This is a genomic window from Thauera sp. 63 (genome assembly GCF_000310165.2).
Taxonomy (GTDB): Bacteria; Pseudomonadota; Gammaproteobacteria; order Burkholderiales; family Rhodocyclaceae; genus Thauera; species Thauera humireducens.
Genome location: NZ_AMXC01000004.1, coordinates 118,843 through 144,972 on the forward strand (window position 1 = coordinate 118,843; position 26,130 = coordinate 144,972).

The 26,130-nt window shown below is 63.3% G+C and carries 24 protein-coding genes and 2 pseudogenes; 11 read left to right on the top strand and 15 right to left on the bottom strand.

Translation table 11 applies throughout. The features are described from left to right. Nucleotides 1-13: 13 nt before the first annotated feature. Nucleotides 14-1,204 (bottom strand): hypothetical protein, encoded by a 1,191-nt coding sequence (locus tag C664_RS05585; protein ID WP_004254773.1) that lies wholly within the window; start codon nucleotides 1,202-1,204, stop codon nucleotides 14-16. After that, nucleotides 1,197-2,342, bottom strand: a complete 1,146-nt coding sequence (locus C664_RS05590; RefSeq protein WP_004254777.1) for a hypothetical protein — start codon at nucleotides 2,340-2,342, stop codon at nucleotides 1,197-1,199. Before C664_RS05590 ends, C664_RS05585 begins: the two co-directional genes overlap by 8 nt. Nucleotides 2,343-2,533: 191 nt before the next feature. Between C664_RS05590 and C664_RS05595 the strand changes: the two genes are divergently transcribed. Continuing rightward, nucleotides 2,534-3,250, top strand: a complete 717-nt coding sequence (locus C664_RS05595) for an AAA family ATPase (protein WP_038011030.1) — start codon at nucleotides 2,534-2,536, stop codon at nucleotides 3,248-3,250. Next, nucleotides 3,247-3,675 carry a hypothetical protein gene (locus C664_RS05600; RefSeq protein WP_157353986.1) on the top strand — a complete coding sequence of 143 codons (429 nt, stop codon included), beginning with the start codon at nucleotides 3,247-3,249 and terminating at the stop codon, nucleotides 3,673-3,675. Before C664_RS05595 ends, C664_RS05600 begins: the two co-directional genes overlap by 4 nt. Nucleotides 3,676-3,720: 45 nt before the next feature. On the opposite strand, the gene C664_RS05605 is transcribed toward C664_RS05600, so the two are convergent. Then, nucleotides 3,721-5,361: a hypothetical protein gene (locus C664_RS05605; RefSeq protein WP_157353989.1), complete on the bottom strand. Its 1,641-nt coding sequence runs from the start codon at nucleotides 5,359-5,361 to the stop codon at nucleotides 3,721-3,723. A 296-nt stretch (nucleotides 5,362-5,657) separates the two neighbouring features. Here C664_RS05605 and C664_RS05610 point away from each other — a divergent pair, with 296 nt between their 5' ends. From C664_RS05610 to C664_RS05620, 3 genes are all read left to right on the top strand, one after another. Continuing rightward, entirely contained in the window at nucleotides 5,658-6,737 is a 1,080-nt protein-coding gene (locus C664_RS05610) for a hypothetical protein (protein WP_004254801.1), read from the top strand. 13 nt (nucleotides 6,738-6,750) lie between these two features. After that, the gene (locus C664_RS05615) at nucleotides 6,751-7,257 is read left to right on the top strand and encodes a bactofilin family protein (RefSeq protein ID WP_004254805.1); all 507 of its coding nucleotides are present in this window, start codon (nucleotides 6,751-6,753) and stop codon (nucleotides 7,255-7,257) included. A 221-nt stretch (nucleotides 7,258-7,478) separates the two neighbouring features. Further along, entirely contained in the window at nucleotides 7,479-10,883 is a 3,405-nt protein-coding gene (locus C664_RS05620; protein WP_004254809.1) for a restriction endonuclease, read from the top strand. A gap of 82 nt (nucleotides 10,884-10,965) precedes the next feature. On the opposite strand, the gene C664_RS05625 is transcribed toward C664_RS05620, so the two are convergent. The 4 genes from C664_RS05625 to C664_RS20240 all read right to left on the bottom strand — a co-directional run bounded on the left by C664_RS05625 (nucleotide 10,966) and on the right by C664_RS20240 (nucleotide 13,950). Beyond that, a complete protein-coding gene (locus tag C664_RS05625; RefSeq protein WP_004254813.1) occupies nucleotides 10,966-11,193 on the bottom strand; it encodes a hypothetical protein in 228 nt (75 codons plus the stop codon). A 20-nt stretch (nucleotides 11,194-11,213) separates the two neighbouring features. Then, entirely contained in the window at nucleotides 11,214-12,059 is an 846-nt protein-coding gene (locus C664_RS05630) for an ExeA family protein (RefSeq protein WP_004254820.1), read from the bottom strand. Continuing rightward, the gene (locus C664_RS05635) at nucleotides 12,056-13,507 is read right to left on the bottom strand and encodes a DDE-type integrase/transposase/recombinase (protein ID WP_004254822.1); all 1,452 of its coding nucleotides are present in this window, start codon (nucleotides 13,505-13,507) and stop codon (nucleotides 12,056-12,058) included. The genes C664_RS05630 and C664_RS05635 overlap by 4 nt, the downstream gene beginning before the upstream one ends. A 98-nt stretch (nucleotides 13,508-13,605) precedes the next feature. Continuing rightward, nucleotides 13,606-13,950 carry a hypothetical protein gene (locus C664_RS20240; RefSeq protein ID WP_004254825.1) on the bottom strand — a complete coding sequence of 115 codons (345 nt, stop codon included), beginning with the start codon at nucleotides 13,948-13,950 and terminating at the stop codon, nucleotides 13,606-13,608. 111 nt (nucleotides 13,951-14,061) lie between these two features. Between C664_RS20240 and C664_RS20605 the strand changes: the two genes are divergently transcribed. The 3 genes from C664_RS20605 to C664_RS05650 all read left to right on the top strand — a co-directional run bounded on the left by C664_RS20605 (nucleotide 14,062) and on the right by C664_RS05650 (nucleotide 15,959). Continuing rightward, the gene (locus C664_RS20605) at nucleotides 14,062-14,199 is read left to right on the top strand and encodes a hypothetical protein (RefSeq protein WP_157353991.1); all 138 of its coding nucleotides are present in this window, start codon (nucleotides 14,062-14,064) and stop codon (nucleotides 14,197-14,199) included. 111 nt (nucleotides 14,200-14,310) lie between these two features. Continuing rightward, nucleotides 14,311-15,771, top strand: coding sequence for a type ISP restriction/modification enzyme (locus C664_RS05645; RefSeq protein ID WP_004254826.1), 1,461 nt, complete (start codon nucleotides 14,311-14,313; stop codon nucleotides 15,769-15,771). Beyond that, a complete protein-coding gene (locus C664_RS05650; RefSeq protein WP_004254828.1) occupies nucleotides 15,768-15,959 on the top strand; it encodes a hypothetical protein in 192 nt (63 codons plus the stop codon). Before C664_RS05645 ends, C664_RS05650 begins: the two co-directional genes overlap by 4 nt. Nucleotides 15,960-15,968: 9 nt before the next feature. Here the strand turns inward: C664_RS05650 and C664_RS05655 are convergent, their stop codons facing one another. From C664_RS05655 to parS, 3 genes are read right to left on the bottom strand one after another with little or no spacing between them, the layout of a single operon-like run. Then, entirely contained in the window at nucleotides 15,969-17,156 is a 1,188-nt protein-coding gene (locus C664_RS05655; protein ID WP_004254830.1) for a tyrosine-type recombinase/integrase, read from the bottom strand. Between the two features lie 13 nt (nucleotides 17,157-17,169). After that, on the bottom strand, nucleotides 17,170-17,637 hold the full coding sequence (locus C664_RS05660; protein WP_004254831.1) for an RES family NAD+ phosphorylase: 468 nt from the start codon (nucleotides 17,635-17,637) through the stop codon (nucleotides 17,170-17,172). Continuing rightward, complete coding sequence (parS, locus tag C664_RS05665; RefSeq protein ID WP_004254833.1) at nucleotides 17,637-18,092, bottom strand: type II RES/Xre toxin-antitoxin system antitoxin; 456 nt, start codon at nucleotides 18,090-18,092, stop codon at nucleotides 17,637-17,639. The genes C664_RS05660 and parS overlap by 1 nt, the downstream gene beginning before the upstream one ends. A 382-nt stretch (nucleotides 18,093-18,474) precedes the next feature. Between parS and C664_RS05670 the strand changes: the two genes are divergently transcribed. Next, nucleotides 18,475-20,346 (top strand): tyrosine-type recombinase/integrase, encoded by a 1,872-nt coding sequence (locus tag C664_RS05670; RefSeq protein ID WP_038011035.1) that lies wholly within the window; start codon nucleotides 18,475-18,477, stop codon nucleotides 20,344-20,346. A 138-nt stretch (nucleotides 20,347-20,484) separates the two neighbouring features. Continuing rightward, complete coding sequence (locus tag C664_RS21240; RefSeq protein ID WP_004254842.1) at nucleotides 20,485-20,874, top strand: VOC family protein; 390 nt, start codon at nucleotides 20,485-20,487, stop codon at nucleotides 20,872-20,874. On the opposite strand, the pseudogene C664_RS05680 reads toward C664_RS21240, so the two are convergent. Both C664_RS05680 and C664_RS05685 read right to left on the bottom strand, forming a co-directional pair. Beyond that, nucleotides 20,866-20,991 (bottom strand): annotated as a pseudogene (locus tag C664_RS05680) (transposase domain-containing protein); the annotation flags it as partial. The gene C664_RS21240 and the pseudogene C664_RS05680 overlap by 9 nt on opposite strands. Nucleotides 20,992-21,186: 195 nt before the next feature. Then, nucleotides 21,187-21,813: a substrate-binding domain-containing protein gene (locus C664_RS05685; protein ID WP_004254848.1), complete on the bottom strand. Its 627-nt coding sequence runs from the start codon at nucleotides 21,811-21,813 to the stop codon at nucleotides 21,187-21,189. Between the two features lie 105 nt (nucleotides 21,814-21,918). Here C664_RS05685 and C664_RS05690 point away from each other — a divergent pair, with 105 nt between their 5' ends. Beyond that, entirely contained in the window at nucleotides 21,919-22,218 is a 300-nt protein-coding gene (locus C664_RS05690) for a helix-turn-helix domain-containing protein (protein ID WP_004254851.1), read from the top strand. A gap of 26 nt (nucleotides 22,219-22,244) precedes the next feature. On the opposite strand, the gene mobH is transcribed toward C664_RS05690, so the two are convergent. The 3 genes and pseudogenes from mobH to C664_RS05705 form a co-directional block, all read right to left on the bottom strand. Further along, nucleotides 22,245-24,098, bottom strand: a complete 1,854-nt coding sequence (gene mobH, locus C664_RS05695) for a MobH family relaxase (protein ID WP_038011036.1) — start codon at nucleotides 24,096-24,098, stop codon at nucleotides 22,245-22,247. Nucleotides 24,099-24,301: 203 nt separating this feature from the next. Beyond that, nucleotides 24,302-25,223: pseudogene (locus tag C664_RS05700) on the bottom strand (nucleotidyl transferase AbiEii/AbiGii toxin family protein). Further along, entirely contained in the window at nucleotides 25,216-25,974 is a 759-nt protein-coding gene (locus tag C664_RS05705) for a type IV toxin-antitoxin system AbiEi family antitoxin domain-containing protein (protein WP_004254863.1), read from the bottom strand. Before C664_RS05705 ends, C664_RS05700 begins: the two are co-directional and overlap by 8 nt. Between the last annotated feature and the right edge of the window lie 156 nt (nucleotides 25,975-26,130).

Consider the following 26,130-nt stretch of genomic DNA (forward strand, 5'->3'; position numbering starts at 1 on the left):
GATGGCCCGAACTTCAAGAGGCGTTGAGTGCCCGAACGAGCGGCAGGTTGAAGATCCGTGCCCAGGCGTTGATGTGCTCGTCCTGAATGGCTTGAGCCTTTCCTTCCCTGACCCACCAGCCGTTAGCCGCGGCGATGATCAGGTCGGGCCGCTCGTTGGTGAGGAACACGCCAAGATGTAGCCAGAGCATGTAGTCCTCGAAGCACAGGGACACATGGGCCGTGTTGCCGGCCACTTCGAAGAGGCGCAGATCGAGCGGGTTGATCACCGTCGAGTCGTCGGCCCACGGCTTCCACATGCTCACGGGCACGGCAAAGCGTGCCTTGATCGGCGACCACTGATTCCCATCGAAGTGCATCAGCACGTTCGCCGTGCGTTTGCCCTCGCCAGTAGGGAGCGCTGCCCCGATGAGCGCATGGGCGGATCGTTCGATGAGCATGGGGCCAAGCAGATACTGAAGCGCCCGTTCCGTATCGAGATTGAATCGGCCAATGAACTGCTCCGGCAGTACGACGACTTTGGTGCCTTCCTCTCGAACCGCGGCCTCAATCAGCTCCTGCGTTCGGCTGTACCGGATCATCCGGTCGTTCATCTCTTCGGGCGTCTTGCCCTCATGTGTCGTGAGTCCGACCCAACCTGGCATTGAGGCCGGACTGGGCTGGCCGGCGATACCAATCAGACTGATCAACGCGGCGATCAACCCTGACTTCCAGCTGGAGCAGTGGCGAGCTGGCAGCAGCGAGAGCCAGATGGCCAGAACTACGCCTACGACCAGGGATACGAAACCCAGTCCGGGCAGGATCAGGGAGGTGCCCAGCAGGGGGTTGAGCCAACCGACAAAGCCGAGCGGCGGGACCGTTACCAGAAAGAGGGCAGCAAATGGGCGCCAGGCGTTGCGCAATCCGCCCTGCGCGCAATGGAGTAGTCCCCACGGAAGCGCAAGGAGGGCCGCAGCGACGAGCCACAAGCCAATGCCCAGGAGAAGGCTGGTGTCCTCTCCGAAGAACACAGCCGCAGCGCCGGGGATGACGCGCGACCCCGCGAGGTAGTAGGCCAGCGCCGTGAGGTACGCAACCTTTCTGTTGCGGGCGGTGCCCCAAAGCAGAAAGAAGAGGGCGGCAAGGGGGGTGAATCCATAGCCCCATGCCGCACAACCAACCAGCGCGCCGGCCAGTGCCGGCCAGTATCGAAGCAGCTTAGCCATTGGCGACGCGCGGCTGCTGCTCGTTCAGGCCGCTCCGGTACATATCGCAGACCCGCTTGGCGATCTGAATGATTTGCGCGGTGGGCAGGCCCGGCGCGTTCTTCTGCATCTGCTCGAGGAGCATGGTCATGATCGGGTAGGCATCCTTGGCCGGCACGGGGACCGGATAAATGGTGCCGCCGCGAACGCGCATCGAGAAGAAGAACTTCCCGCCTTGCTCCTCGATGCTCATGCTCTTCTCGTTCTCGACGCCGTGACCGGTGAGCTCGACCTTCGGAATCAGACCGTAGAGCACCCCGAAGACGAGCGGCAATTCGCTCACCGTCATCTGGAAGCTCACTTTCGTGCCCCAGTCGTACTGCCGCGGACCCGATGCCTTCGCAGCTTCGACGCGCACGGTGGGGCTGGTGTCCTTGCGGGTCTCGTCTGGGCTGAAGCACAGCGCAGCCTTGCCGGCATACAGATGCACGGAGGTGAATTTGCGATCAGGGGCTTCACCGCTTGCCTGGGAGGCTCGGCTGGTCGTCGGCTGTCCGCTGCCCGCGTTGCCGCGTTCGTAACGTTCTCGAGCCGGAAATGGCGTCACCGAGCCTTGACCTTGTGCCTGTTGGCGGTTTTGCGGTTGCGACTGACGTGTGGGCGCCTCCGTGCGCGCTTGGGGTTGTGGCGCGTTCGGATGGGTTGCGCTCTGCGACTGCGCCCCTGCGGTCGGTGCGTGATCCCCTGGGGCCGCAGTGGCGTGCGGACTTACAACTCTGGTCAGGTACTGCCTGACGTGTGTGTGCTCGGCCGACATCTCATTGCCGTTGATCGCCCGGATCGCCTGGACAAAGGTTCGGCCCTCTGCCTTGCTGATCTCAATGAGCGCGCTGAGGGCGACGCCGCACAGACCGAGCCGTTCGAGTACCGCGCGTGTGGCCGGCACGCAGGCGCCGATGATCTGTAGCAAATAGCGCAGGCTGGGATTCTCGCGGTCGACGTTGCCCTGAGCGACCGTGGCGAGAGCCTTCTTGAAGTCCTCGCCCTCTTTGCTGACGATCTCAGCGATCAAGGCCGGCGTCAGTTCCGGAAGACCTGCAGCGCGCAGCATTTCTTGCGCTTCTTTCGCAGTCTTGGGCAGCACGAGCGGGCTAGTCATCTTGAACTACTCCTGAACAGACAGTATGGCCTATGCGCTAAACTCTAGCATTAGTAATCTATACTGTCTAGGCTAGAGATAGCAGGCTAGGTAATGTTGGCCGGCAAATTGATGCTTGCTCGACTAGAATGCTGCACATCATCAGTTCTGCAAGGTCGAGCATGCGCTCACCACACTAGGAGGTATTCCCTGTGCCAATCATCGTTGTCGGCTCATCCAAGGGCGGGTGTGGGAAGAGCACCATCACGACGAACTTGATCACCATGCACCAGGCGAAGGGCCTGGGGTCGTTGCTGATCGACGCGGACTCACAGCGGTCATCGTCGAACTGGGTCGCGTTGCGAGCGTCGCGGGGCCTGACCCCCGAGGTCGTGGCAATCGAAAAGACGGGCGGCGATCTGAAGCGCTCGGCCGTCGAGATGGCAAAGCACTACGAGCACGTGTTCATCGACGCGCCAGGCCACAACTCGCCTGAGCTTCGTGCGTCGCTGGTGGTCGCCGACGTGCTGCTGTACCCGGTCAAGCCCAGCAACTTCGATGCGTGGGTGTTTCACCAGGATTTCGAGGATCTGATCTCGAACGTGCGCTCGATCAACGAGGGACTCAAGGTAATGGTGGTGATGAACGGCCTCAGCCCGTCGCCCGCCGCCCGTGGCCAGGAGGTGTTGGCGCTGCGTGAGTTCCTCTCCGCCTACTCGGGTCTCTATGTAAGCCCGCACTTCGTGTGCCAGCGCAGTTCTTTCATCGCCGCAGCGCGTGAGGGCAGGGCGGTGCATGAGCTGCCCGGCAAGGCTGATTCACTGGCACGCGCGCAGATGGAGATGGAATCCGTGCATACCGAGCTGATGAAGGTGCTCGCCGGCGAGCGGCCCGAGGCATCGAGCTTGATCGAAGGAGTGCAACCGTGAAACCGGACATGAAGCGAATCGTTCCGCCGCCCCTGAGCAAGCCAAAGGAGGCGCTGATCGAGTCGGCTGCAGCCCAGGCGTTCATCGAGCGAGGCGATGCCGTCGCCAAACCGAAAGCGCCAGTGGAGACGCCCGTGCCTGTTGCGCCTGCTTCAAGCGGGGCAGGGGAGGGGGCCGAGATGCCATGGATCAGCGGCGACCCGCGCTACAAGCAAACGGTCATGATCAAGATGCCTGAGCACGAGTACCTCATGCTCAAGTGGATGGCGCAGACGACCTACGGAGCGAGCCAGACCTCGATCGTGATGGAGGCGCTCAGACTGCATCTGGACACGCTGTTCGCCAAGCGAGGCTTCCAGACGGGCCGGAACCCGGATGGCACGATGCGGATCACGAAATCGGAAATCAAGCCGGACGAGACCTGATTCCTTCGAACTGCAGCAGTCCCATTCGGGTCGCCAGAGGCGTACTTACCGAGCATTTGCTTGCAACTGGGCCGCTGGTTGCTTCGAGGTCACAAGCATGCCCGTACTGGCGAAGCAGACTCCGCCCCGGCGCTGTCTGTTGAGTGCAATCCGCTCCGCAACACCGTGGCAGTAGTTGATCTGGTGGTGTGCATGTCCGAGTGCATACAAGTGATCACCGGTTTTCTGTTGCACGTCGCAGATGCGACCGTCCTCCGCAAGTGGTGCCCCGTCGGCTGCAACGACTACAAGCACGTCGGTGCGACTCCGCAGCGTGCCAGGGGCATCCCCTTCGAAGCCGCAGATGAGGTGCATCCTCTCGGTTGGCCCGGCAGCCAAGAGCGGCAACATTCGTGTCGACGCTTCGTCGATTCGGGCGGGAGGCGCCTTTCCCGTGCCGTTTGAGTTTGAGGCGGCCTCTCTCTCCTGAGCACGCTTGGCAAAGGTGTCACGGATCGAGTCATGAATGCTGTTCCCTGATCCGATGTAAGTCGCAACCATTGCGGGAGGTATTGTCGCCACCGTGGGAATGATGCCACCAGGGAGCAGATCAAATTTCATCTGGATGCTAAGTTCATCGTGTACTACAGACATCGCATTCCACCCCGGTAACCGAGACACCCCGGTCATGAACGCAGAGTTCTCGGCAGAGATGTTGAGGGGGGAGATCTCCGCTGTGCCCCATGTACCAACATGCGGACGATCGGGGTCCAGAAGCTTGAAATTCACCTTGGGGCCATTGCCTTCAAACTCCACTGAGCCGTCAGCACGCCTCGCATACGCTGAGGGGGGCGCCAAACACGATGGACCAGGGCCGCCGTTGAGATACTCTGTGGTCGGTACTTCGGCGAGGCAATAGGCTGGCCCCGTAGAGGACTTCAGCCGTTGCTTGTCGAGATCCAGGTTGGTAAGCCTTCGATAGCCTTCGCGGAGCACGACGGTCGTCATCGCCAACGCGACAGCTTCACGAACCGCTTGTTCGTCTCCGCCCGAGGCGGCGACCGCAATCCCATTTACTGCGCTTGTCATTATTGACTCGGCAGCGACGCGGCGGACCCCTTCAAAATCCATGGAGGATATGGTGTCCAGAGCAGCGGCTGATGCGCCGGAGATTATTCCGGCACGCATCGCCTCATTGAAGCTTCCAGTCGCATGGTAGGTCAGCCAAGCGGTGTAGGCTGCTGCGCCTTGGTACCCGCCGTAGACGGTTGCCGCGATTTGGCCTGTCGCTCTAAGAACGGCGCTTCTTTGTGCGGCCTCGGCGGCGTTCTCCTGCGTGTTGACAACGTAATCGGTGTGCAAGTGCCAAAGCGCATCAAGAGGCTTACCTTCCTTGAGGCGCTCGGCAGCTTTGTCGAGGCTGACCCCGAAATCGTCAACCTGATGCTTTCCGAACTTCAGTGATGCATCGACCGCGTCGCATAAGTCGCCCCCGCACTTGCCCGTCTCGATCCAGGCCCGAATGTCCTTCTCGAAGTTGCTGGCTTCCTTCTTCCCCTTCTCCCATGTCTTTCCCACCTCGCCGCCTACGTTCGGGTAGCACCACCCGAACGCTCCTCTTGACTGGCCTGATGGACAAGCAGAGGCCACTCCCGAGACAGCAAAGAAACATGCCAGAACTAGGCCAGCGCGGATTTCACTGAACATGGCGGCATCCTCCCCTCATACCACTCTGACCATAGATAAGGGAGAACAGCATTGCCAACGATGGAACCACGACGTGGTGCGGGGCGACGTTTGTTCCCTCGTAAAACCCCGGATTTTGGCTGTTTTGTGAAGGGATGCTGCTTCTTTCGCCGACATACACTTCCTCGAGTTAGCAGCAGGCGCCATGCCCAGGCCTTGCAATCGAAATGACTCGTGAGAGGCTGGGTTGTGGTCCGCAACTGGTGCTGTGCACCCTGTGCCGCGGAGAACCTGGACTCGAAACCTAAGAGGAATGTATGTCGCGAGACAGCTTTAACGACTCCATCATCATGAACAACATGGGTGGAGGGAGTGCGCCCAATATCGAACTGGATCTGGAACCCCAGGACGTCATCGACACCGAGTTCGTCGAGCAGGTGCCCCCGAAGAAAAGCCGCAAGAAACTCATTCTCGCTTTGTCGATCGCAGGGGTGGTGATCGGCGGTGCTGCCGCGCTGCAGTTCCCGCAAGTCCATGCGCTTCTCGAAGGGAACAACCAGAAGCTGGATCTCGCAGCCCTCTCGGGTGTTGAAGCCGGCCCGACCACGGCGGGCAACCCCTTCGCCACGCCTGAAGCGGCGGCTCCGCAGCAAGCTGTTGTGGCTGATCAGCTTCCGGTCGCCCCGGCGCCGGCGGCAGTCATGCCCGACTCGGCTTCGCAGCAAACAGCCGTTGCCGAAGCCGCGCCCGCAGCGCCCCAGCCCGCGCCAGTCATCGCTGAGACCGCCGCTGAAGCCGAACTTCTGGCCGCTGCAGCAGGAGGCGAGCCGGCCACCGCCGAGGCGATTGCCCCAGCGCCTGTTCAGCAGGTCCAACAGCCCCAGCCTGCATCTCAAGCCGTGACCGATGTTCCGGTCGTAGCCCCGGTTCAAGCTGCAGTTCCCACGCCCGCACTCGCACCCGCTCCAGCACCGGTCGCTACGCCGGCGCCGGTCAGCTCACAACCTGCGCCAGCCCCTGTTGCGCCCATTGCCAAGGTGGCGAAGGCGGCTGAGCCGGCAGCGGTGAAGCCTGCCGTCGAAACCAAGAAGGTCCCGCCTGCTGAGCCGAAGAAGGCCTCGGCGCCGGCGCCCCGAAAGACCGAGACCGCTCAACGCACCAAGTCTGCAGAGCCGTCGAGCAAAGAGCCCGAGACGGTACGTGACGTGATGGTCGTGACCGCATCCCAGATCGGTTTGCGTGCATTCACTGACGGCCAACTGGTGGTGAGCACCGGTGGCCGGGATGCCGCGTATCGCGTGCATGACCTTTTGCCCTCGGGTGAACGCATCGAGCGCATCGATCCTGTGGCGATGACAGTCATCACGGATCGCAGCGTCATCCGCGTGAAGCCCTGATCCGGAGAGACGAATGGAGTCGACCATGCAGCTTGCTCAACGCAACCAGCGCACCAACTTCTCGATGATCCGTCAGGACAATGCTCCCAAGCGGATCAGCATCAATCCCATCGAGGAGAAGATCAGTTCGGTGATCAGCGCAAAGTCGCGCCTCGAAGGGAATCTTTCGTTCTCGGACGGACTGAAGATCGACGGCGTGATTGCCGGCAACGTGACCTTCGGCACCGAGGACGGGCTGTGCATCCTCTCGAAGGGCGCACGCGTCGAAGGCTCGCTCGTCGGTCCTCGTGCCTTCATTCTTGGCGAGGTGGAGGGCGATATCGAAGTCCAAGGCACGCTTGTTCTGGCGCCCAGCGCCGTCGTCGTCGGCAAGATCCGCTGCGGCAAGTTCGTCGTCTATGACGGGGCCAGCATCTCGGGTTCGATCGAAACGATTCAGTCCCCGACGAAGCAGCAGCTTGAGCAGGATGCTCACGATGATGCCCGCGGCGTCATCAAGCTCAAGACGGGCACACGGTAAGATTGCAGTGTGACAATGAATGGGGGCACCGCGGTGCCCCCATTTTCTTGTGAAGCACGAGCAAAAGTCTCTCAGAGCCTGGCTATCGCCCTAGGGCAGGACAGGTAATGGCTGATGTGCTGATATCCTTAGAGCGGTATCCCCTTGCAGTTCTAGTTATGTCGTCGTCCACAGGACGGTATGCGATAAGTATTTCGCTACCAACACAAAGCTGAAAAAGAATGACAACCCTGAATGACATCCTCTCCGAGTTTCGGGAAGCGGCACGGTCCAACCGCGAGATGGGCGACAAGTTCGAGCGACTCATAGCCAATTATCTGCTGGTTGACCCGCAGTACGCTGACCGACTCGCCGAGGTCTGGCTGTGGTCGGAGTGGCCGGACCGTAGCGGCATGGATGTAGGCATCGATCTGGTCGCCCGTGAGCGTGGAACAGGCGATTACTGGGCGATCCAGTGCAAGTTCTACGATCCGGACTACGCCCTGCAGAAGGCCGATATCGACTCTTTCTTCACAGCCTCGGGCAAGCGCTTCTCGACCAACCAGGGCGAACGATCATTTGCGCACCGGGTGATCGTTTCCACGACCGACAAGTGGAGCAGCAACGCCGAGAAGGCGCTCGAGAATCAGGCCATTCCTGTCTCGCGCCTGTGGTTCAAGGATTTGGCCGATAGCCCGATCGACTGGAGTCAGTTCAGCCTCGAGCGCATTCAGGACATTCGGCTGCGCGAGAAGAAGACGCTCATGCCCCACCAGGAAGAGGCGGTGGCCAAGATCCTTGAGGGCCTTCAGGAGGTCGATCGCGGCAAGCTGATCATGGCCTGCGGTACCGGGAAAACCTTCACCTCGCTACGGCTGATGGAGCAGGCGACGCCGGCAACGGGCCGAGTGCTGTTCCTGGCGCCCTCGATCTCGCTAGTCGGCCAGACGCTTCGGGAGTGGTCGTCGGAGGCGATCGAGCCGTTCCACGCCTTTGTCGTGTGCTCGGACACGAAAGTCGGCAAGGACGAGGAGGACATCAGCACACATGATCTAGCGTATCCCGCGACTACAGATGCCCGCAAAGTTGCCCAGGCGGCGAGCGTGCTTTCGCCCGATCGGCGCACGGTGGTGTTCTCCACCTACCAATCCATCCAGGTGGTGGCTGACGCCCAGCGTCAGGGGTTGGGCGAGTTCGATCTGATCATCTGTGACGAGGCCCACCGAACGACCGGCCTGACGCTGCCAGGCGAGAGCCCGTCGGAGTTTGTGAAGGTCCATCACAACGAGAACATCGTCGGCGCCAAGCGGCTGTACATGACGGCTACGCCGCGGATCTACGCCGAGGCATCGAAGACCAAAGCGAACAACTCCGATGCGGTGCTCTTCTCGATGGATGACGAGGAGACCTTCGGTCCAGCGTTCTACCGGCTCGGCTTTGGCAAGGCCGTCGAGCTCGATCTGCTTTCCGAGTACAAGGTGCTGATCGTCGCCGTCCGTGAAAACGAGATGGCCAAGCTCGCCAACAACTTCAACAACGCCTACCGCCTGGACGAGAAGAAGGCGATCGACATCAACTTTGCGACCAAGATCATCGGGAGCTGGAAGGGGCTCTCCAAGCGGGGCCTGGTGGCGGTCGGCGAGGACGGCCAGGAAGAGGCGCTCACCGAAGACGTCGAGCCGATGCGCCGGGCAGTGGCCTTCTCCAAGTCGATCAAGCTCTCGAAGCAGACGACGGACATCTTCAAGGACCTGGTCGCCGTCTATCAGCAGGCCCACGACGAAGCCGAGCCGACCGGCATGGTGCGCTGCGACCTCGACCACGTCGACGGTACGATGAACGCGCTCACGCGCAAACGCGCCCTCGACTGGCTCAAGGCAGACCTCGAGGCGGGCGACTGCCGCATCCTCTCGAATGCGCGTTGCCTGTCCGAGGGGATCGACGTCCCGACTCTCGATGCGGTGGTCTTCTTCGACACCCGCGAGTCGATCGTCGATATCGTCCAGTCGGTCGGCCGCGTCATGCGAAAGGACCGCACCGGCCGCAAGAAGTACGGCTACATCATCTTGCCGGTGTGCATGCCCTCGGAGAAGGTGAAGGACTACAACGCCTACATCGACAGTGACCCGCAGTTCAAAGGCATCTGGAAGGTCATCAAGGCGCTGCGGGCGCACGATGAGAGCCTGGTCGACGAGGCCGAGTTCCGGCGCCGCATTACTGTCCTCGACGGTGGGGGCGGAAAGTCGGGAGAGGATCGCAGCGGCGAGAGCGAGATGCTTCCGCTCGACTTCCCGGATCTGCCGATCGATGCGATCAACGAGGCCGTCTATGCGGCGATCCCGAAGAAGCTCGGCGATCGCGAATACTGGAGCGAGTGGGCCAAGAGCATCGGCCAGGTTGCCGAGCGCCTGATCGCCCGCATCGAAGATTTGCTGGCGCGCGATGCGGCGCTCGCCGCTGAGTTCGACGTTTTCCTGAAAGGGCTGCAGGACACGCTAAATCCGGCGGTGACGCGGGGTGAAGCGGTGGAGATGCTCGCCCAGCATGTCCTAACCCTGCCGGTGTTCCAGGCGCTTTTCGCGGCCACCAACTTCCCGGAGCACAACGCGGTCGGCAAGGCGCTACAGCGCATCGTAGACCGCCTTGGTGAATCGGCGATAACGTCCGAGACCGAAGGCCTCGACAAGTTCTATGAGAACGTCCGTGAGCGCGTCAGTCTCGCCAAAAGCGACAAGTCCAAGCAGGACATCATCCGCAACCTCTACGACACCTTCTTCCACAACGCTTTTCCGAGAATGGCCGAGCGATTGGGCATCGTCTACACCCCGATCCAGGTCGTCGACTTTATCCTGAGGAGCGCAGATGTTGCGCTGCGCAAGCATTTTGGGGAGTCGCTCGCCAGTTCCGGTGTCCAGATCCTTGACCCCTTCGCTGGTACTGGGACGTTCCTGGTGCGGCTTATCCAGTCCGGTCTAATTGATCCTGAGCACCTGCCGCACAAGTTCGACCATGAACTGCACGCCAATGAGATCGTCCTGCTGGCCTATTACATCGCCACGATCAATATCGAAACCGCCTACCACGGGGTGACCGGCGACTACCGTCCCTTCGACGGCATGATTCTGGTCGACACCTTCCAGATGACCGAGGAGAACGACCTCGTCGACAAGGTCGTGCTGCCGGAGAACAACGCTCGTGCCGAGCGGCAGCTGGCGCAGCCGATCCGGGTGATCGTCGGGAATCCGCCTTATTCGGCGCAGCAGGATAGCGAAAGTGACAACAACAAGAACCTGGCCTATCCGACGCTCGATTCAGCAATCCGCTCGTCTTACGCAGCGAGTTCCTCAGCAAAGCTGGTCAAGAATCTGTATGACTCCTACATCCGTGCGATTCGTTGGGCATCAGATCGTATCGTTGAGCGTGGCATCGTAGCCTTCGTGACCAATGGCTCCTTTATTAATGCCAATAACATGGATGGGTTACGCAAGTGCCTAACCGAGGATTTCAGCCACCTGTATGTTTTCAATTTACGAGGAGATCAGCGCACTGCTGGGGAAGAGTCTCGTCGTGAAGGCGGCAAGATTTTCGGTTCGGGATCGAGGACACTGAGTGTGGTCAGCCGATTTGATGCTCCGATGATCACGTAGCGCGATGGTGTGCAGAAGCGCACCGCCGAATGGAAACGCCGCCCTGTGATGCTGAGGGGCGGCGTTTGTGCTTGAGGACGGCTCAGAACGGTGGATCGTCGGGGTAGGCCGAGCGGAACAGATCGGGCTGGATGAAGTCGGGTTCGATGAGGGGTTCGCGCGACCGCTCGCGGTAGTAGCGCTCGATATGGCCGAGGTAGTGGGATTCGAACAGCATGATGAAGTCGTGGAGCACGCCCTGAAGGGCCACGGCCGCCTCATCGGGCAGTTCCGGCCACGACAGCGGTGCGCTCTGGGGGTGGTTGTGCATGATGGGACTCCTGTGGGCGGTCAGCGCCGGGCCGAGGCGCGGCGCGGGACGACGGTCTCGGGCGGGGCAAAGACGTCGAGGTAGAGCTTCTCGTCGAGCTGAGGCAGGTCGCGGTGGGCGGCCACGGCGAGCAGCTCGGCGGCCATCGTGGTGAGGATGCGGTAGTTGCCGACGGCGTGATCGCACAGGGTGTGCATGAGGGCGGTGCTCATCAGGCTGGCATTGCCCGCTGTGCTCACCAGATGCTGCAGGCAGGCGAACAGCTCCTCGCGACTGGCCGCCTCGGTGGCGAGCCGGGTACGGATGCGCAAACCGAGCGGGATGAGCTCCTCGCGGCGCAGCTTCTCGGGCAGGCGCGCGTCGCCGGCGAGCACCACGCACAGGAGCGACTGCGAATCGAACTTCGCGCTCGCCATCAGGCGCAGCTCCGAGAGCACCGCCGGGCTCATCTCCTGGGCCTCGTCGATGAGCAGCACCGGGCGGCGCCGGGTCGATTCCAGATGGGCGAACCACGCCTCGCGCAAGGCCTTGAAGCCGCCCCAGCGGTTGTGCGGACGCAGTGGCACGCCAAATAGATCACCCATCTCGCGATAGAAGTCCGCGAGGTTGCTCTGCGGATGGGTGATCGCGCCGACGGTGAGATCGGGCAGGCGCGCCAGGCGCTCGGCCAGCAGACGCAGCGCCACGCTTTTGCCCGTGCCCGGATCGCCGTGGATCATCGCGAAGCCGCCCTCGCCGATCAACCCCTGCTCGATGCGCCAGCAGAAGTGCTCGAGGCGCGCGGGCACATGGATCGCCTCGGTGGGCACCTCGGTCGTGAAGGGGTGCCACTTGAGCCCGTAGAGGGCCAGCAATTTGGTGTTCATGCGAGGTCCTTGTCGGCAACGGGGAGCGGCGCAGGCAGATAGGCCGGCGGCAAGCCGGTGGCGGCGTAGTCGGCGAGCAACTGGGTGAGCAGCGGCGCGACGCCCGAGGGCGGCAGCGGCGACAGATCGACCACGCTCGGTGCGCGCGGCCGGCGCGTGCGCTCGGCGTTGGCGGACTTGTCGAGCGGGGTGATCGGGCACAGGACGGCGCCGGTGTGCGGATCGACGAGATCGACCCGGGTCAGGTCCCAGCGCGCGTAGCGCAGGTGCACCACGGCCAGCGCGTGGTAGCGCGACGGGATCTCGAAGCGCTGCCCGTGCAGGGTCACGGTGCCGTCGGCGCGCCGCTGGCGCCGTGGCACCTCGATGCGGAACGCGTCGGCGAGCACCGTGGGGGCGGGGCAATCGCGGCGCACGTTGGGGCCGGCCAGATAGCGCGCGAGCGGCGTGGTGCCGATCTCGCTGTGCAGCGTGCGGTGATACTCCTGCTCGACCCAGGCCTGGGTCGCCTGGTTGAGCAGTTCCAGCGTGAGTGCGGGCTCGCCCTCGAGCATGGGCATCAGCCGCCCCTCGATGCGCCCCCAGAACGACTCCTGCTTGGCGTTCTGGTAGGGCGAGTACGGCAGCGTCGTCTGGTGCAGCACCCCCAGCCGGTTCAGGCCCGACACCGTCTCGTCGGCGAGCATGGCCGCGCCGTTGTCGGTCATCAGCGCACGCGGCAGTCCGCGCTTCATGAAGGCCTGCGACAGGCCATGGACCAGGCTCTGCGCGCTCTCGTCCAGGTACCACTGCAGGTGGCAGACCAGGCGCGAGCGATCGTCCAGGATGCCCAGCAGGAAGGGCTTCTCCCAGGTGCCGGTGCGGGTGAGCACACGACGCGCACCGTGGTGGAAGTCCAGGTGCCACAGCGCCGAGACATGATCGAGCTCGAAGCTGCGCACCTCGCGCTGCTCGAGCCGGTCGCGCGCGAGCACCGCGCCCGCGCTCGTGCGCTTGGGCGCCGCCTGGCGGAACATCCCCTGGGCCTTGAGGTAGCGGCGTACCGTCGGATAGGACGGCACGCTCAGCCCGGTGCCGGCGAGCGCGACGCGCAGATTGTCCACGTGCAGTTGCGCGGTCCAGCCCGGGTGTTCGCGGTACTGCTGCACCAGGGCGTCGATGACGCCCGGTGCCAGGCTCGCGAAGCGGCCCCGGGGGCGTGGTCGGTCGCGCAGGACGGCGATCGGGTCGGCGGCGCTGCGTGCGGCGTAGTACCAGCGCTCGATCGTCGACAGTCCGAAGCGTACGTCCAGTGCGCTGATGGGATGACGCCAGGTGCGGGCGGCGAGCGTGGCCAGTGCGCCGTGCGCCTCGCCCGGCGCGGGCGGTGCGGCCAGCAAGGGGCCGATGATCGAGAAGCGCAGCCGCGCCCAGCGATCGCGTTGCGGGGGATCGGTCGGTGTGTTCAAGAGGACTCCCGGTTCGGGCGCACCGGGGTGGTGGCGCCACTGGGAGTGCAGGCTACGAAGCCTCGGCGTCGGTGGCGATCTGCATCCTCTGCGGGAACTCAGCGGCCCTCGGGCAGCGTGACCGCGCGCACCGTGAGCGGCGCCAGAAAGCGCAGCAGCCGCTGCAGCGCCTCGGTGGTCTCGCCGGCAAAGCGTGCGAGCAGCTCGCCCGGCAGCCCCTGGGCCGACACCGGTGGCATGAAGCGGGCGCACATCGCCTGCCACAGCGGCGTCTGCATGAAGTCCTCACGCCACCACCGTCGCCAGCGCTGCAGGGTGCGCAGCGGCACCGCGAGCGCCTCGCACAGCCTCGCCGCCGCTGTGTTCTGCCCGGCATGCCGGGCAGAACACAGCACCACCACCAAGCCCAGATACACGCGCCGGCCCAGAAAGCGCACCGACATCGAGGTCGTGCGTCGGCGGCAACGGCTGCAGCAAAAGCTCAGCCGGGACGAGAACGCGTCGCGTAAAGCGGCGTTCGGGCAACCACGGGGCTTGCGGGGATAGTTGGCACGATGGAGCACGCCGCCGCATGGGCACCCTGCACCCTGCGCCTGGGCAGCGAGTTCTTCATCGAGGCGAATCAGAAACAGGAAAAACTGCGAATGCTGCGGGTCAACATGGCACACTTGAACGGTCTCTTGGCTTGGTAACCAGAGACTCCCCCGAGGGGTTCGTTTGTTCAAGTTCCCTGAGGGGGATCCCCCCTCCGCCATCACGCTGCTTGATCATCCCGCCGGCAAAAGCCATCAGCAGCAGTGACCATGCTCAGGACACCGGTTGCCATCACTATCCTGGTGAAGGATCCGACCCACATTGGCCGTGGCGAATTGCACTATCACGACATCGGCGACTACCTGAGCCAGCAGGAGAAACTGGACATCATCGAGAGCTTCGGTTCCTTGGATGAGGTACCTTGGCAGAAGATCGCCCCGAACGCTCAAGGGGACTGGGCCAGCCAGCGTGATCCAGCGTTTGAGCGCTTCATGCTGATTGGCGAAAAGGATGGTCTTGGAACAAGTGTTCTATTCGATTTTTACTCGCTGGGAGTCGTCACGAATCGAGACTCATGGGTCTACAACTCCAGTTTTGACGCCCTCACCGACAACGTCCAGAGGATGCTTCGAATCTATAACACCGACCTCAAGCGGTATGCGGAATTATGTGCAGGGAAGCAGAAAGAGCAGCGTCCTGAGTTTGAGAGTGTCGTCGAGGCTGATCAGACGAAGATCAGTTGGACGCACAACCTAAAAGAAGACGCTAAGCGCCAGAAGCGACTCGACTACGACGTGAGTTCGCCAGTAGTGAGTATGTACAGGCCATTCAACAAGCAGTGGCTGTACTTCAACCGCCGACTTAACGAGCGTGTTTATCAAGTTCCAAAACTTTTCCCTACCCCACGGCATCGTAATGTCGTGATCTCAAGTACAGGCGTTGCTGACCGCAAAGGCTATTCAGTTCTCGTCACTGACCATGTTCCGAACATGCATCTGACGGACACCGGCCAGTGCTTTCCCCTCTACTGGTACGAGAAGCTTGAGGACGATGCTGAGCCCCAGGGCGAGATGTTCGCTTCCGCCGGGGCTCCTGACGCTGATGGCTATGTCCGCCGTGACGCGATAACAGATTGGGCCTTGGAGGCCTTCCACAAGCACTACGAAGTCGCCACGATCACCAAAGAAGACATCTTCTGGTACGTCTACGGGATCCTGCACTCGCCCGAGTACAAACAGCGCTTCGCGGCCGATCTCAAGAAGATGCTCCCGCGCATTCCCTTCGCCGAGGACTTCAACGCATTCTCAGCCGCCGGCCGCAAGCTGGGCGACTGGCATGTGAACTACGAGTCGGTCGTCCCCTTTCCGCTGACCGAGGAGGCGAAGCGCCTCATAATGGAACCGGACGACTACGTGGTGACGAAGATGACCTTCGGGAAGAAGGACGGCAAGCCCGACAAGAGCGTCATCGTCTACAACCCGCACCTGGTTCTGCGTGACATTCCGCTTGAGGCCTACGAGTACGTGGTCAACGGCAAGTCGGCGATCGAGTGGATCATGGAGCGTTACCAGGTCACGGTCGACAAGGCTTCTGGCATCAAGAACGATCCGAACCAGTGGTCGGAGGATCCGCGGTACATCGTCGACCTGCTGAAGCGGATCGTGCGGGTGAGCTTGGAGAGCGTCCGGATCATACAAAGCCTGCCTGCCCTCAAAGAGCATGTCGTATGAGGCATATTGCTTGGATCCTGCTTGTCTTTCACCTCAATGGTTGTGCGGTCGTAGCTGTCGCGGACGCAGCGGTTACCGTGGCGTCGACAGCGGTGAGCGTCACTGCAACTGCCGTCGAGACGACCGTCGACGTCGCAGCCGCCGGCGTCGACGCCGTAGTGGGTGATGATGAGGACGAGGACGAGTAAAGCTCGTCCTCAGAGTGAACCGAAGACGCCTTCCAGCGTCTCGCTGACCTTGTCGTGGAACTGTTCGTCGGCCAGGGTCGAGTAGATGGAGGTCGTGGTCACGGAACTGTGCCGGCCGAGTTGCTGGGCCAGCTGCAGATCCTGTGTCGCCTCAACCGTCGCGCCGATGGTGGTGTGGCGCAGCCAGTGGGTCGAGGAGTGCTTGAGCAGGTGCTCGAGGTCATCCCGCCCGCGCTCATGCGCGATCTCGCCCGCGCCTTTCAGGATCGCCTTCACTTCGCGATAGACCATGTTGTCCGAGATGCCCTCGGACGGTTGCAGCAGCTTGGAGAGCAGGGGGTTTCGCTCGCCCATCGTCGGATAGGCAGGTAGCCCGTTGGCGAGCCGGTACTCGGTGAGATCCCGAACCAGGGTAGGGGGGAGCGGCAGGCCTGCCTTCTTTCCGCCCTTGCCGATGACCCAGAGGGTCCATCTTCCCTTCTCGTGCGCGAGGTTCTGTGTGTTGGCGCTGGCAATCTCGCTCAGGCGACCACCGGTGAACAGGAAAAGCGAGAGCGTGGCGCGAAAGCGCATCTTCCGGCATCGCTGGCTGGGCGTCTTGTCGGGGAGCCCGTTGATCCACTCGTAGGCGAGCTGCAGGGCGTCGTCGGGCAGCTGGTGACGACGCGCGGTGGGCGGTGCAATCGGTTCGTCGGTTGCGACTTCCCGTGTCCGCTTCCTTGCCAGGGAGAACGGGTTCGCCGCAAGGTAGTGCGCCTCGACTAGATAGGAGAAGAGCGAATCGCAGACGAGCTTCACGTAGCGCAACGAGCTGCCCTTGAGCGGCCCGCGGAAGGGGCGCCACTCGGGCGAGCCAACTTCGTGCCGGCCGGGGCTGATCCAGTCGGCGGGCGGAGCGGACAGGAAGGCGAAGTAGTCATCGACATCCTCACGCACCAGGTCGGAGAAGGACTTCCGTGCGATGGCCTCACACCACATGAGCAGGCGCAGGGTTTCGCGCTTGTAGGCCCGGTGCGTGTGGGGCGAGTCCTGGAATTCGCGCAGGAAGCGGGCGGCCGCCTCGCGATCGTTGCTGGCGCGGATGATGGGCGTACGCTGTCCGGTGCCGACGACAGGCGTTGCTGCGGGAGCTGCAAGCAGCGAGATCTCGAGCGACTTGAAGACTTCCGGGAGGCAAGGGGAGGGGGCCGTCATCATGTGGATCACCTCTTTAAGCCAGGTTGCGCAGCAGCCGTGTGTCGACCTCGAGCGAGAGCGGGGCGCCGATCTGGATGCGGGTGAAGTCTGGATGCCTTGGGTTGAGGAGGTAGTTGCGTTCAGCCGGCACCACGGCGCTTGGCACACTCAGCACCGCCGTATCGCCACTGTCGATCCAGGTGCGGCCGATCTCCTGAAGCGCGCTGCGCGCGCCAATCGTTCGCCATTCCGCGGGCAGTGTCTCGGTATCAACTCGTGTTTCGGGCAGATCGGCCGGCAACTGCGCAGGGATCAGCACGTAGTTCGCTCGTAGTGGATCGTCCTGGACCATCAGTTCGAGCAAAGCCAAGGATTGCGACTCGGCGCTGTAAATCATCGGCCAGCCCTTCGGATTCCAGCGGCCACCGTACAGTCGCGCACCTTCCCCGCTGAAGGCGGATGCCGCGAACCGTGCGGTGGTGATCCGCCAAACGATCCGCATTAAGCGAAGACGCCGTGCTCGATGCGGCCGAGCGTGTCGAGCACGCTGTCAGCGCCAATCTCCGTGTCCAAAAGGGACAGAGGCGTCACCCCGCCGAGCGAGGCGTTGGGGCTTTGGATCCAGCTCAGTGCGTCTTCCGCATCCTCGAACACCATCTCAGCGCGTTCCACGACCCGGGCAAACCGGACGAGCTTGGCCGACTCCTCGGGCGAGAGCGTGCCTTCGCGCTTGCGACGCACCAGGGTGCGCTCTGGGATGTTGAGGGCGCGCGCAAGATCCGTCTGAGTAATTCGTGTCAGCCGAATCGCTTCGTCGATCGAGGCTGATGGCAAACCCTGGCGCAGAAGCGGAATCCATTCCATCGGGACGCGTGGCATGGCGTGAAGGACAGCCTCACCCCCGAGCAGACGGACGGCGGCCATGGAAGCGGTGACCGTACGGGAAGAGGGGAGCATGTAGGAATCCTTTCTAAGCCATCTTGGTCCAAGTTTAGGCAAATTTGGCGCGTGCGTCTATGCGTTGTCTCACAGTTCGATACTCGCCTGCCGGCCAGTCGGCGCCATGCAGTCGTACAGGTGCGTTTCCGGAAACCCGCTCCACTGCATCATTCTGCGGACTTCCGCAGAAGTCCAAGAGAGTCTGCAAGTCGTTGCCACACAAGGACTTTTCCTCTCTTTGACGTTCTGCCGCAGTCCACTGCGATCCGCCTACAGCCGGGACTTTTAAGTCCACAAACAAGTCCATTTTTGCGGGCGCGGCTGATTCCGGATTGTTGATGGAGGGGCGAGGTCGACGTGACCAGCATCTGGTTCCTGACTCATGTTCAGGAGCAAGAGCATGGCACTCTCAGACCTGGCCGTTCGACAGGCCAAGGCAACTGGCAAGGCATACACCCTCCCTGACTTGGATGGCCTCTCCCTGGCCGTCACGGCTGCAGGGGGCAGGACTTGGCACTTCCGCTACTACTGGGCGGGCAAGCAGAAGCGGATGTCGCTCGGCACCTACCCGGAGGTGACGCTTCGCGAGGCCCGCAGCCTGCGCGACGAAGCGCGCGCCCTGCTAGCCAAAGGCACCAATCCTCGCGTTCACCGCAAGCAGAAGCGCACCGCTGTCCGGCTCGCCGACGAGAACACCTTCGATGCGGTGTATCGCAAGTGGCTCAAGCATCGCGGGCTCAGCCTCAAGGAAGGCCGGCAGACGACCCTCTCGATACTTCCGCGCATCTTCGACAAGGATGTGCTGCCCGCCTTGGGCAAGCGGTCGGTCTATGAGATCAAGCGTCCCGACCTGTTGGAGGTGATCGCCAAGATCGAGAAGCGCAAGGCGCTCTCCGTCGCCGAGAAAGTCAGAACGTGGTTCAACCAACTGTTCCGCTACGCGCTGGTGATCGTGCCGGGCCTGGAGCAGAACCCCGCCGCCGATCTCGATGTGGTGGCGCTGCCGCTGCCACCCGTCAACCACAACCCGTTCCTGCGCATGGCCGAGCTGCCGAAGCTGTTGCAGCGGCTGCGCAGCTATCGCGGCAGGCGGCAGACCCAGCTCGGGCTGCGGCTATTGCTGCTGACCGGCGTGCGAACCGGCGAGCTGCGACAGGCGACGCCGGATCAATTCGATCTGGACCGTGGGCTGTGGATCATCCCGCCCGACGTCGTGAAGCAACTCCAGTTGGATATGCGCAAGAAGCGGCAGCAGCCAAAGGACATCCCGCCCTACATCGTGCCGCTGTCGATTCAGGCCATGGAGATCGTCCGGCACCTGCTGGATGAGTTCAAGCCGGCCCAGCGCCACCTGTTCCGGCACGACAGCGACTTGAAGAAGCGCATCAGCGAGAACACGCTCAATGGTGCGCTCAAGCGCATGGGCTATCAGGAACGCCTGACCGGACACGGGATTCGCGGCACGATGTCCACCGCGCTCAACGAGATCGGCTACCCGAAGGTCTGGGTGGATGCACAGCTCTCGCACGTCGATCCCAACAAGGTCAGCGCGACCTACAACCATGCCGAGTACGTGGAGCAGCGTCGCCGCATGATGCAGGACTGGGCCGATCGGCTCGACCTCTTCGAGCAGAACCAGGTCGAGGCGGCCAGCATGCCGCTCACCGTGCATCTGGAAGGCGTGCCCGCGTTCCCGAATGAGCAAACCGCAAGCGTACCCTCCACGCCGGTTGCCGCTTCGCCAATCCTGCTCGTGACGAAGCCGGGCGACGCCATGCCGTTGGTTTCTGCCGCCGCACATCGGCTGCCGGCGGTTCCGCCCCCTCGATCGGCCGCGCCGCTGGCGCCTTCGGACATTCAGCGCGAGAGGATGGAACTGTTCGATGTCTTCGAAGCGCCGCACAACCTTCCCGTCGCGGCGTTTGCCAAGATGGCGGGCAAGTCCCGCAGGTGGATCAGCTACGAGATCAAGGCGGGCAACTTGCTGGCGTTGAACGTGGGCAACCGCGGCCAGCGCGTGCCGGACTGGCACCTCGATCCACTCAAGCACGAGCTGATCCAGTCCGTCCTGAAGCTGACCAGGGGTGCGGACCCTTGGCAGATCTACCATGCACTGCTGCAACCGCGCTCGACGCTGCGGGGGCGTTCGGCGCTGGAGGGCGTGACGGCCAGCAATCTCGACAAGCTCGTCATGGCCGTGAGCACAGCCGTGAAGGAAAGCGAATGGACCCCGCCGCGAGTCGGGGGTACGCGTCCAGCCATGTCATCTTGACCGGTTCGTCGGCGCTCGTCCTCAAATGCCTCGGCCACCCTTCTTGACCATCCTTCCCGACGAGCGTTTGCCGTTCGTCAAGGAGGCGCTCCTGAACTATCGTATTGTGGACGAATTCCGCGGGACCAAGGAGCACGTATGCCGAACGAGACGCCCTTCATATGGCATGAGTTGGTCACTCCCGATCAGCCGACGAGCGGAAGCTTCTTTCGCGACTTATTCGGTTGGACCTCAAGGGAGGTAGATGCAGGGTCCTTCGGCGTCTACACGCTGTTCCAGAGCAATGGCCGGGATGTCGCAGGGATGATGAACCCGACGCCTGACTCCCCTGGTTCCGGCGCCTATTGGCACTCGTACATTGCCGTGGACGATGTCGACGAATGTGCTCGACGTGCCCAGTCCTTGGGTGGCAGGATCTTGGTAGCTCCGCATGACGTACCAGCGTTTGGTCGTGTGTGCGCCGTCGCCGATCCGACCGGTGCAGTTGTGCACCTAGTGCAGCCCAGGCCTGCTGAGGCGTCAGACTGAAGTCGTCTGGCGCCAGCGGTGCGGCAGCAGTTCGTCGATGCGGCTTGCCGGGTGGGTGGGAAGCCGCTCAAGCACGTCCTTGAGGTACGCGTAGGGCTCGTGTCCGTTGGCCCGCGCCCTGGCCTCGTCTGAGTGCCGCCGCCAGGCCGCTCTCATCCCGGAAGTGTCCATGTGTCCGTGCAAAAGTCCGTGGACACAAGCATCCCTGGCCGGTTATCGAAACTCAATGTGGGTTGGCCGGACGCATACAGTCGGGGTCGCCTAGCAGCAGGAATGCGGGATCGTGGCGAAACCGCGATCCCCGCGCGTCTGTCAGGACACCAAGCGCGCGCGGCGGGCGAATCTTGCCTGGGTGTCCGACAAGGAAGCATCGCGGCGGAGCAGGTAAGCCATCACGATCGTTGGTGCGCCGGCCAGCGGCCGCACGGCGATGCCTCGGCGTAGGTAGCTCGCCAGTCTCGCGGCAGGCGCAATGGCGATCCCGTACCCGGCGGCAACCAACGTCATCGCCACATCGAATGTCTCCACCGCTTGCTCTCGCTCCTGCAGCGCGTTCTCGAACACGCGCTGCACGGTCATGCGCCATGGTTCATCGGCCGTGGACTGCGAGCAGATCAAGGGCTGCTTGAGCACTTCCCCGCACGGCACTTCACGGTGGGCCAGCAGGTGGGAGCGCTTGGCCACGGCGACCGCCAGCGTGTCATGCCACAGCGGTTCGCATACCCAGCCAGGCCACTGCCGGGCAACCGCAGACAAGGCGAAGTCGAAGCCGTCGTCCGGCATCTCCGCGCCTCGACCGGGATCTGTCCAGCCGGCCAGGACGGCATGAGTCTCCGGCTCTTCGGCACGCTGCAGGGCGAGCACGTCGGCGAGCTGGGGAGGCACCCATTCGCCGAGGACGGCCATGCGAATTTCGGCGGTGATGTCACTCGATTCCACGTCCAGCTCCCCCAGGCGGTGAACTCGTGGCAACTGATCTCGAAGCCGTTGGATGAGTTAAGTTTAACGTGGTTTAAATCGTGACCGTGTTCGACGCTCTTGGCAATGCCAAAGCGTTCGATCCAAAGGGGCCGCCCCACCGGCACCACTACCTACGAAGCGGAACCAGCCATCGCGTTTGGGGCTGCCGTGCGGGAAGAAAGAACCAACCAGGGCATAGCTCAGGAAACGCTGGCCCACATGGCCGGCATCGAACGGTCGCACATGGGCAAGATCGAGCGCGGCGAGCATGTGCCCACGCTCCCTCTCATCCTCAATATTGCCCGTGCGCTGAAATGCAGTTCCGCCCACTTGATGACTCTGACCGAAGCCAAGCTGGCAGAGTCGGCTCCATCCGCAGATTGAAGCCGGCCCGCACAGCGGTCGCACGCCTACCCCTGATCGTCGTTGTCCTTGCCCCCAAGGGCTGAATCTTCGCGCTTTGCGGCCTCGTTGAGGAGCCGCAGGTATGGGTTGTCTGGCGGCGTCTCCCGGAACAGCGCCTCCGGGCTGGCGAGCAGATAGCCGTGCAGCCGGCGCGACTTGCGCGGCCCCGTGACTTCGCAGGTCCAGATGTTCAGCCCGCTCGGCTGCTTGCGGTGCTGCCCCAGCTTCTCAAAGCGCTTCTGTACCCACTGCCACCCCTCCAGCTTCTCCTGCTTGGCCAGCGCGGCGACTTGAAGGTACTCCTGCGCGTAGCGCTGGAACACGCCGGGGCTGACGAGATAGGTCGTACCGGCGACGGTATGCACCAGGGCCTTGGCGTCGTTGATGATGAGCTTGCGCGTCTGGATGCTCTGACGCAGCCAGGCCATGAAGTGCGCCCCGGAGGGCTCCGCGCGATCCTGGGAAGGCGCGAGGCCCATCTGCGGCGGGGGCACGGTCGAAGGGGCCGACTCGGGCTCGGCAACAGGGGAACTCGGGATCTCCGGTGCCGTGGGTGGAGCGGTGTCGCCCAGCAGGTCGAGCAGCGCGGCCACGCCGGTGTCCATGGCTGCGGATGCGATCGGCGTCGTGCTCGCGGATGCAGCTTCGATGCCTTCCGCGCGCGGCCCATCGGGCACCGCCGGCGCCTGCGGCGTCGGCTCCGCTTGTTCCTCTTCGACCTGCACACGGCCTGCGAACGGCGCCGGCCGGTCGGCGGCATCCCAGATCATCGCCGGCGAGAGTTTCAGGAAGGTGAAGGCGTGCGACCAGCCGGCGTCGCTGGTGACGGTAGCCTTCCAGATCGCCTTGCCATCCGGCGTCGGTTGCACGATGCCGTGATCCTGCAGCACGTTGAACACCGCCGTGTTGCTCGCCGGGATGCCGTCGATGCCCTGCGACAGCAGATGGGCGCGCAGCTTGTCGGAGACGGTCTTGCTCACCAGCCACAGAGCGTCTTGGGTCAGCCAACCGTCCGCCGGACCGGCCTGGTTCAACTTGAATTCTTCCTTGAGCAGGTAGCGCAAGCCGTCGAGCAATTTGCGTTGCAGCGCATGCTTGGGCGCCGCCAGCGCCTTGCTGGGATCGCCGCCGAGTTCCTGGGCGACCGATGCCTGGTCGGCCTGCACGACCAGTTCGCCGAGCGTGCCGGCATGCTCGTACTGGCCGGCCAGCACGTACAGCAGTGCGGCCCAGAGGTCGGGATAGCCGCAGAGCCAGTCGAAGATGTCCCGATCGAGAAGGCGCGCGTAGAGCAGCCCGGTGGCGGCGCTGTGCAGGCGGTACTCACGCTCCTTTCGGTAACGGAAGCGGTAGGGCTTTCGCAGCGGGCCGTGCCAGGGATGCCAGACGCTGCCGTCGGCATGCTCGACGTGCAGATCGACGGCAATCTTGCCGATGTCGTGCAGCAGGGCCGCGTAGGCCGTGCCTGCGGTCCAGGCTTCGGCCTGGGCCGCCTGTGCCTCCGGCGTGACGCCCGCAGGCAGCAGGTATGACTGCCGCAATTTCAGCGCATAGGCGACGATCTCCAGGCCGTGGTCCAGCATGCCGCCCGGATAGGCATGGTGGTGGTTCTCGGAGGCCGGGAACTGCTGGACCAGCTCGGCGTAGCGCTCCAGTGGGGCGAGGTAGAGCGTGGCGAACTGCCGGCGCGAGAGCGATGTGCGCTGCCAGATGTGTTCCAGCAGTTTCTGCCGGCGCGGCGTGGCCAGCAGCGATGCGGCCGACTCCGGCCGCATCGACCCTTTCGGAGTTTCGATGGCGGAGGTGGGCGGCGTGCCGGCGGTGGGTGGCACCCTTTTGCGCTGGAACAGCGAGAGCATGGCGAACCCCGGATGACGGGCTGCTCAGGGGCGCCTTTTGGCCTTTTCAGGATAGGGCCTTTCCCCTTGGCGCCCTTCCTTTGCCCCTTCCCAGCCCTTTGGCCTTTGACGGAAGCCTTTGGGTATAGGGCCGCAGCTGCGCGGGTGCCACGATGAATGCGGCATGGGGCAATCCCGGCAAGTGGGGCGCTGCGGGACGTTCGTCAGCTCTGGCCCAAGCCGGTGTCGAGGGCGGCGGATTGCGCTGCGAAGTCGTCGGGACGGCGCTTGCGGAAGGTTTCGAGATTGGCGAGCTTCCAGCGCAGTGCCGGCAGTTGCGCAGCGTGCTGGCACTGCACCAGCGACCAGTCCGGTTCTGCGCGCGCCAGCCCGCCCAGAAACTGCTTGTGCGCGGTGCTCAGTTCGCTGTGGCAGCTCGCGCCGCATCCTGGCGCGAGCGTCGAGCAGTGTCTCCAGGGAGCAGTCCACTTCGGTCATGCCGACAAAGGCCCGCTCGTACTCGCCGGCGATGTCCTTGTCGTTGCCGAACAGCACTTCGTGGGGCGGCCGGTTGTGGCCCGCCAGATAGATCACGAAGCACTCGACCATGCCGTCGCTGATGTCGCCCGATTCGTAGAGCTGCCACACGTCGAACAGGTCGCGGGGGTGCTGCCGATCCAGCGCGGCCACCAGCTTGCTGGCGTACAGCTCGTCCGGTGCCTGAACCGGCAGCTCGAACTCGACGCCGAACAGATCGCTGGTCTTGGCACTCAGCGGCCGCCGCTCGACGGGCAGCACGCTGCCTCGGAACACGACGTTGACCTCGATCTTCACCTGGCTGGCGTCGTTCTCGACGATCAGCTTGGTGTCTCCCAGGTCCTTGGCGCGAACCAGGCGTGTCTGCACGCCCAGTGGCGCAACGCGCGTGGCGATGGCGGCCAGCTCCTGGTTGATGGCTTGCAGCGCTTCGTCGCGCGGCGTCTGCCACGGGAGGTACACCACGTCGATGTCCACCGACAGACGCGGCATGTCCCGCACGAAGAGGTTGATGGCCGTGCCGCCCTTCATGGCGAAGATGTCGTTGGCGAACACGTCGGGCGCGACGGCCAGCAGCAGGCGAACGGTGTCCGCGTAGGTCTTATCCATGAGGTCTCAGGCTCAGCAAGGTGCCGTCGTCGAGCCGGCTCATCCAGCGCGTGTTGCTGCCGGTGCGAACCGGGTACTGCGCCAGCAGGGCGTCGACATCCACGAGGCTGGTCTCGCGCGCCCAGGTCAGGAACAGGCGCACGGCCTTCACGCTGGCGCAGCAGGACAGCAGTTGTCCGAGCAAGTCCTTGCGGGGGGAACGCAGTCCATCGAAGAGGTTGCGGGCCTCTTCGAGGCTCTGCTTGACGCCGGCTTCGTACAGCAGCTCCAGAACGGCACGCTCGGGGGCTGCCACCCGCAGATCCTCGGGCAGGCCAGGCGGCGTGGTCAGGGTCTTGCTGGCCAGCGCCGTGTCCGGCCAGTCGAACAGGCGGGCGTGGACGTAGCGGGCCGGAAAGCGCGAAGTGAACCAGGCCGGCAACGCGAAACGACCGTCGCCCCACAGCACCAGCGCCTCCCGGCTGCCCAGGTTGTGCCGCACCCCCTGCAGGGCCAGGGCGCTCTTGCCGCCGACGTGCAGGCCGGGCACGCGCTGTTGCAGGAACTTCAGCGCACCGTAGACCCCGAACTCATCGTTCGGGAAGGCATAGACGCCATGGGCCAGGCGCACGAGCCACCCGCCGTCGGCATAGTGGGCGGCGAGCTGGGGCGACACCCCGAACTGGCTCAGGGTGGCAAGGTCGAACGGCGCCCCGCGGGGGAGTCCCGCCTGCAGTCGCTTGATTACCTGGTGCCGAGAATTTCCATCCATGTTATAAAAATAACACATAATCCAATCAACTCCTAGAGCCATTGCAAGAACGTGCATGGAAAGTAGCATAAGGTTTTATTTATCGTGCAGAATCTAATCGACCTGCGACCCGAGCCAACCCGGCTCTGCCGGCCGCAACCCGCCCTCCTGATCGCG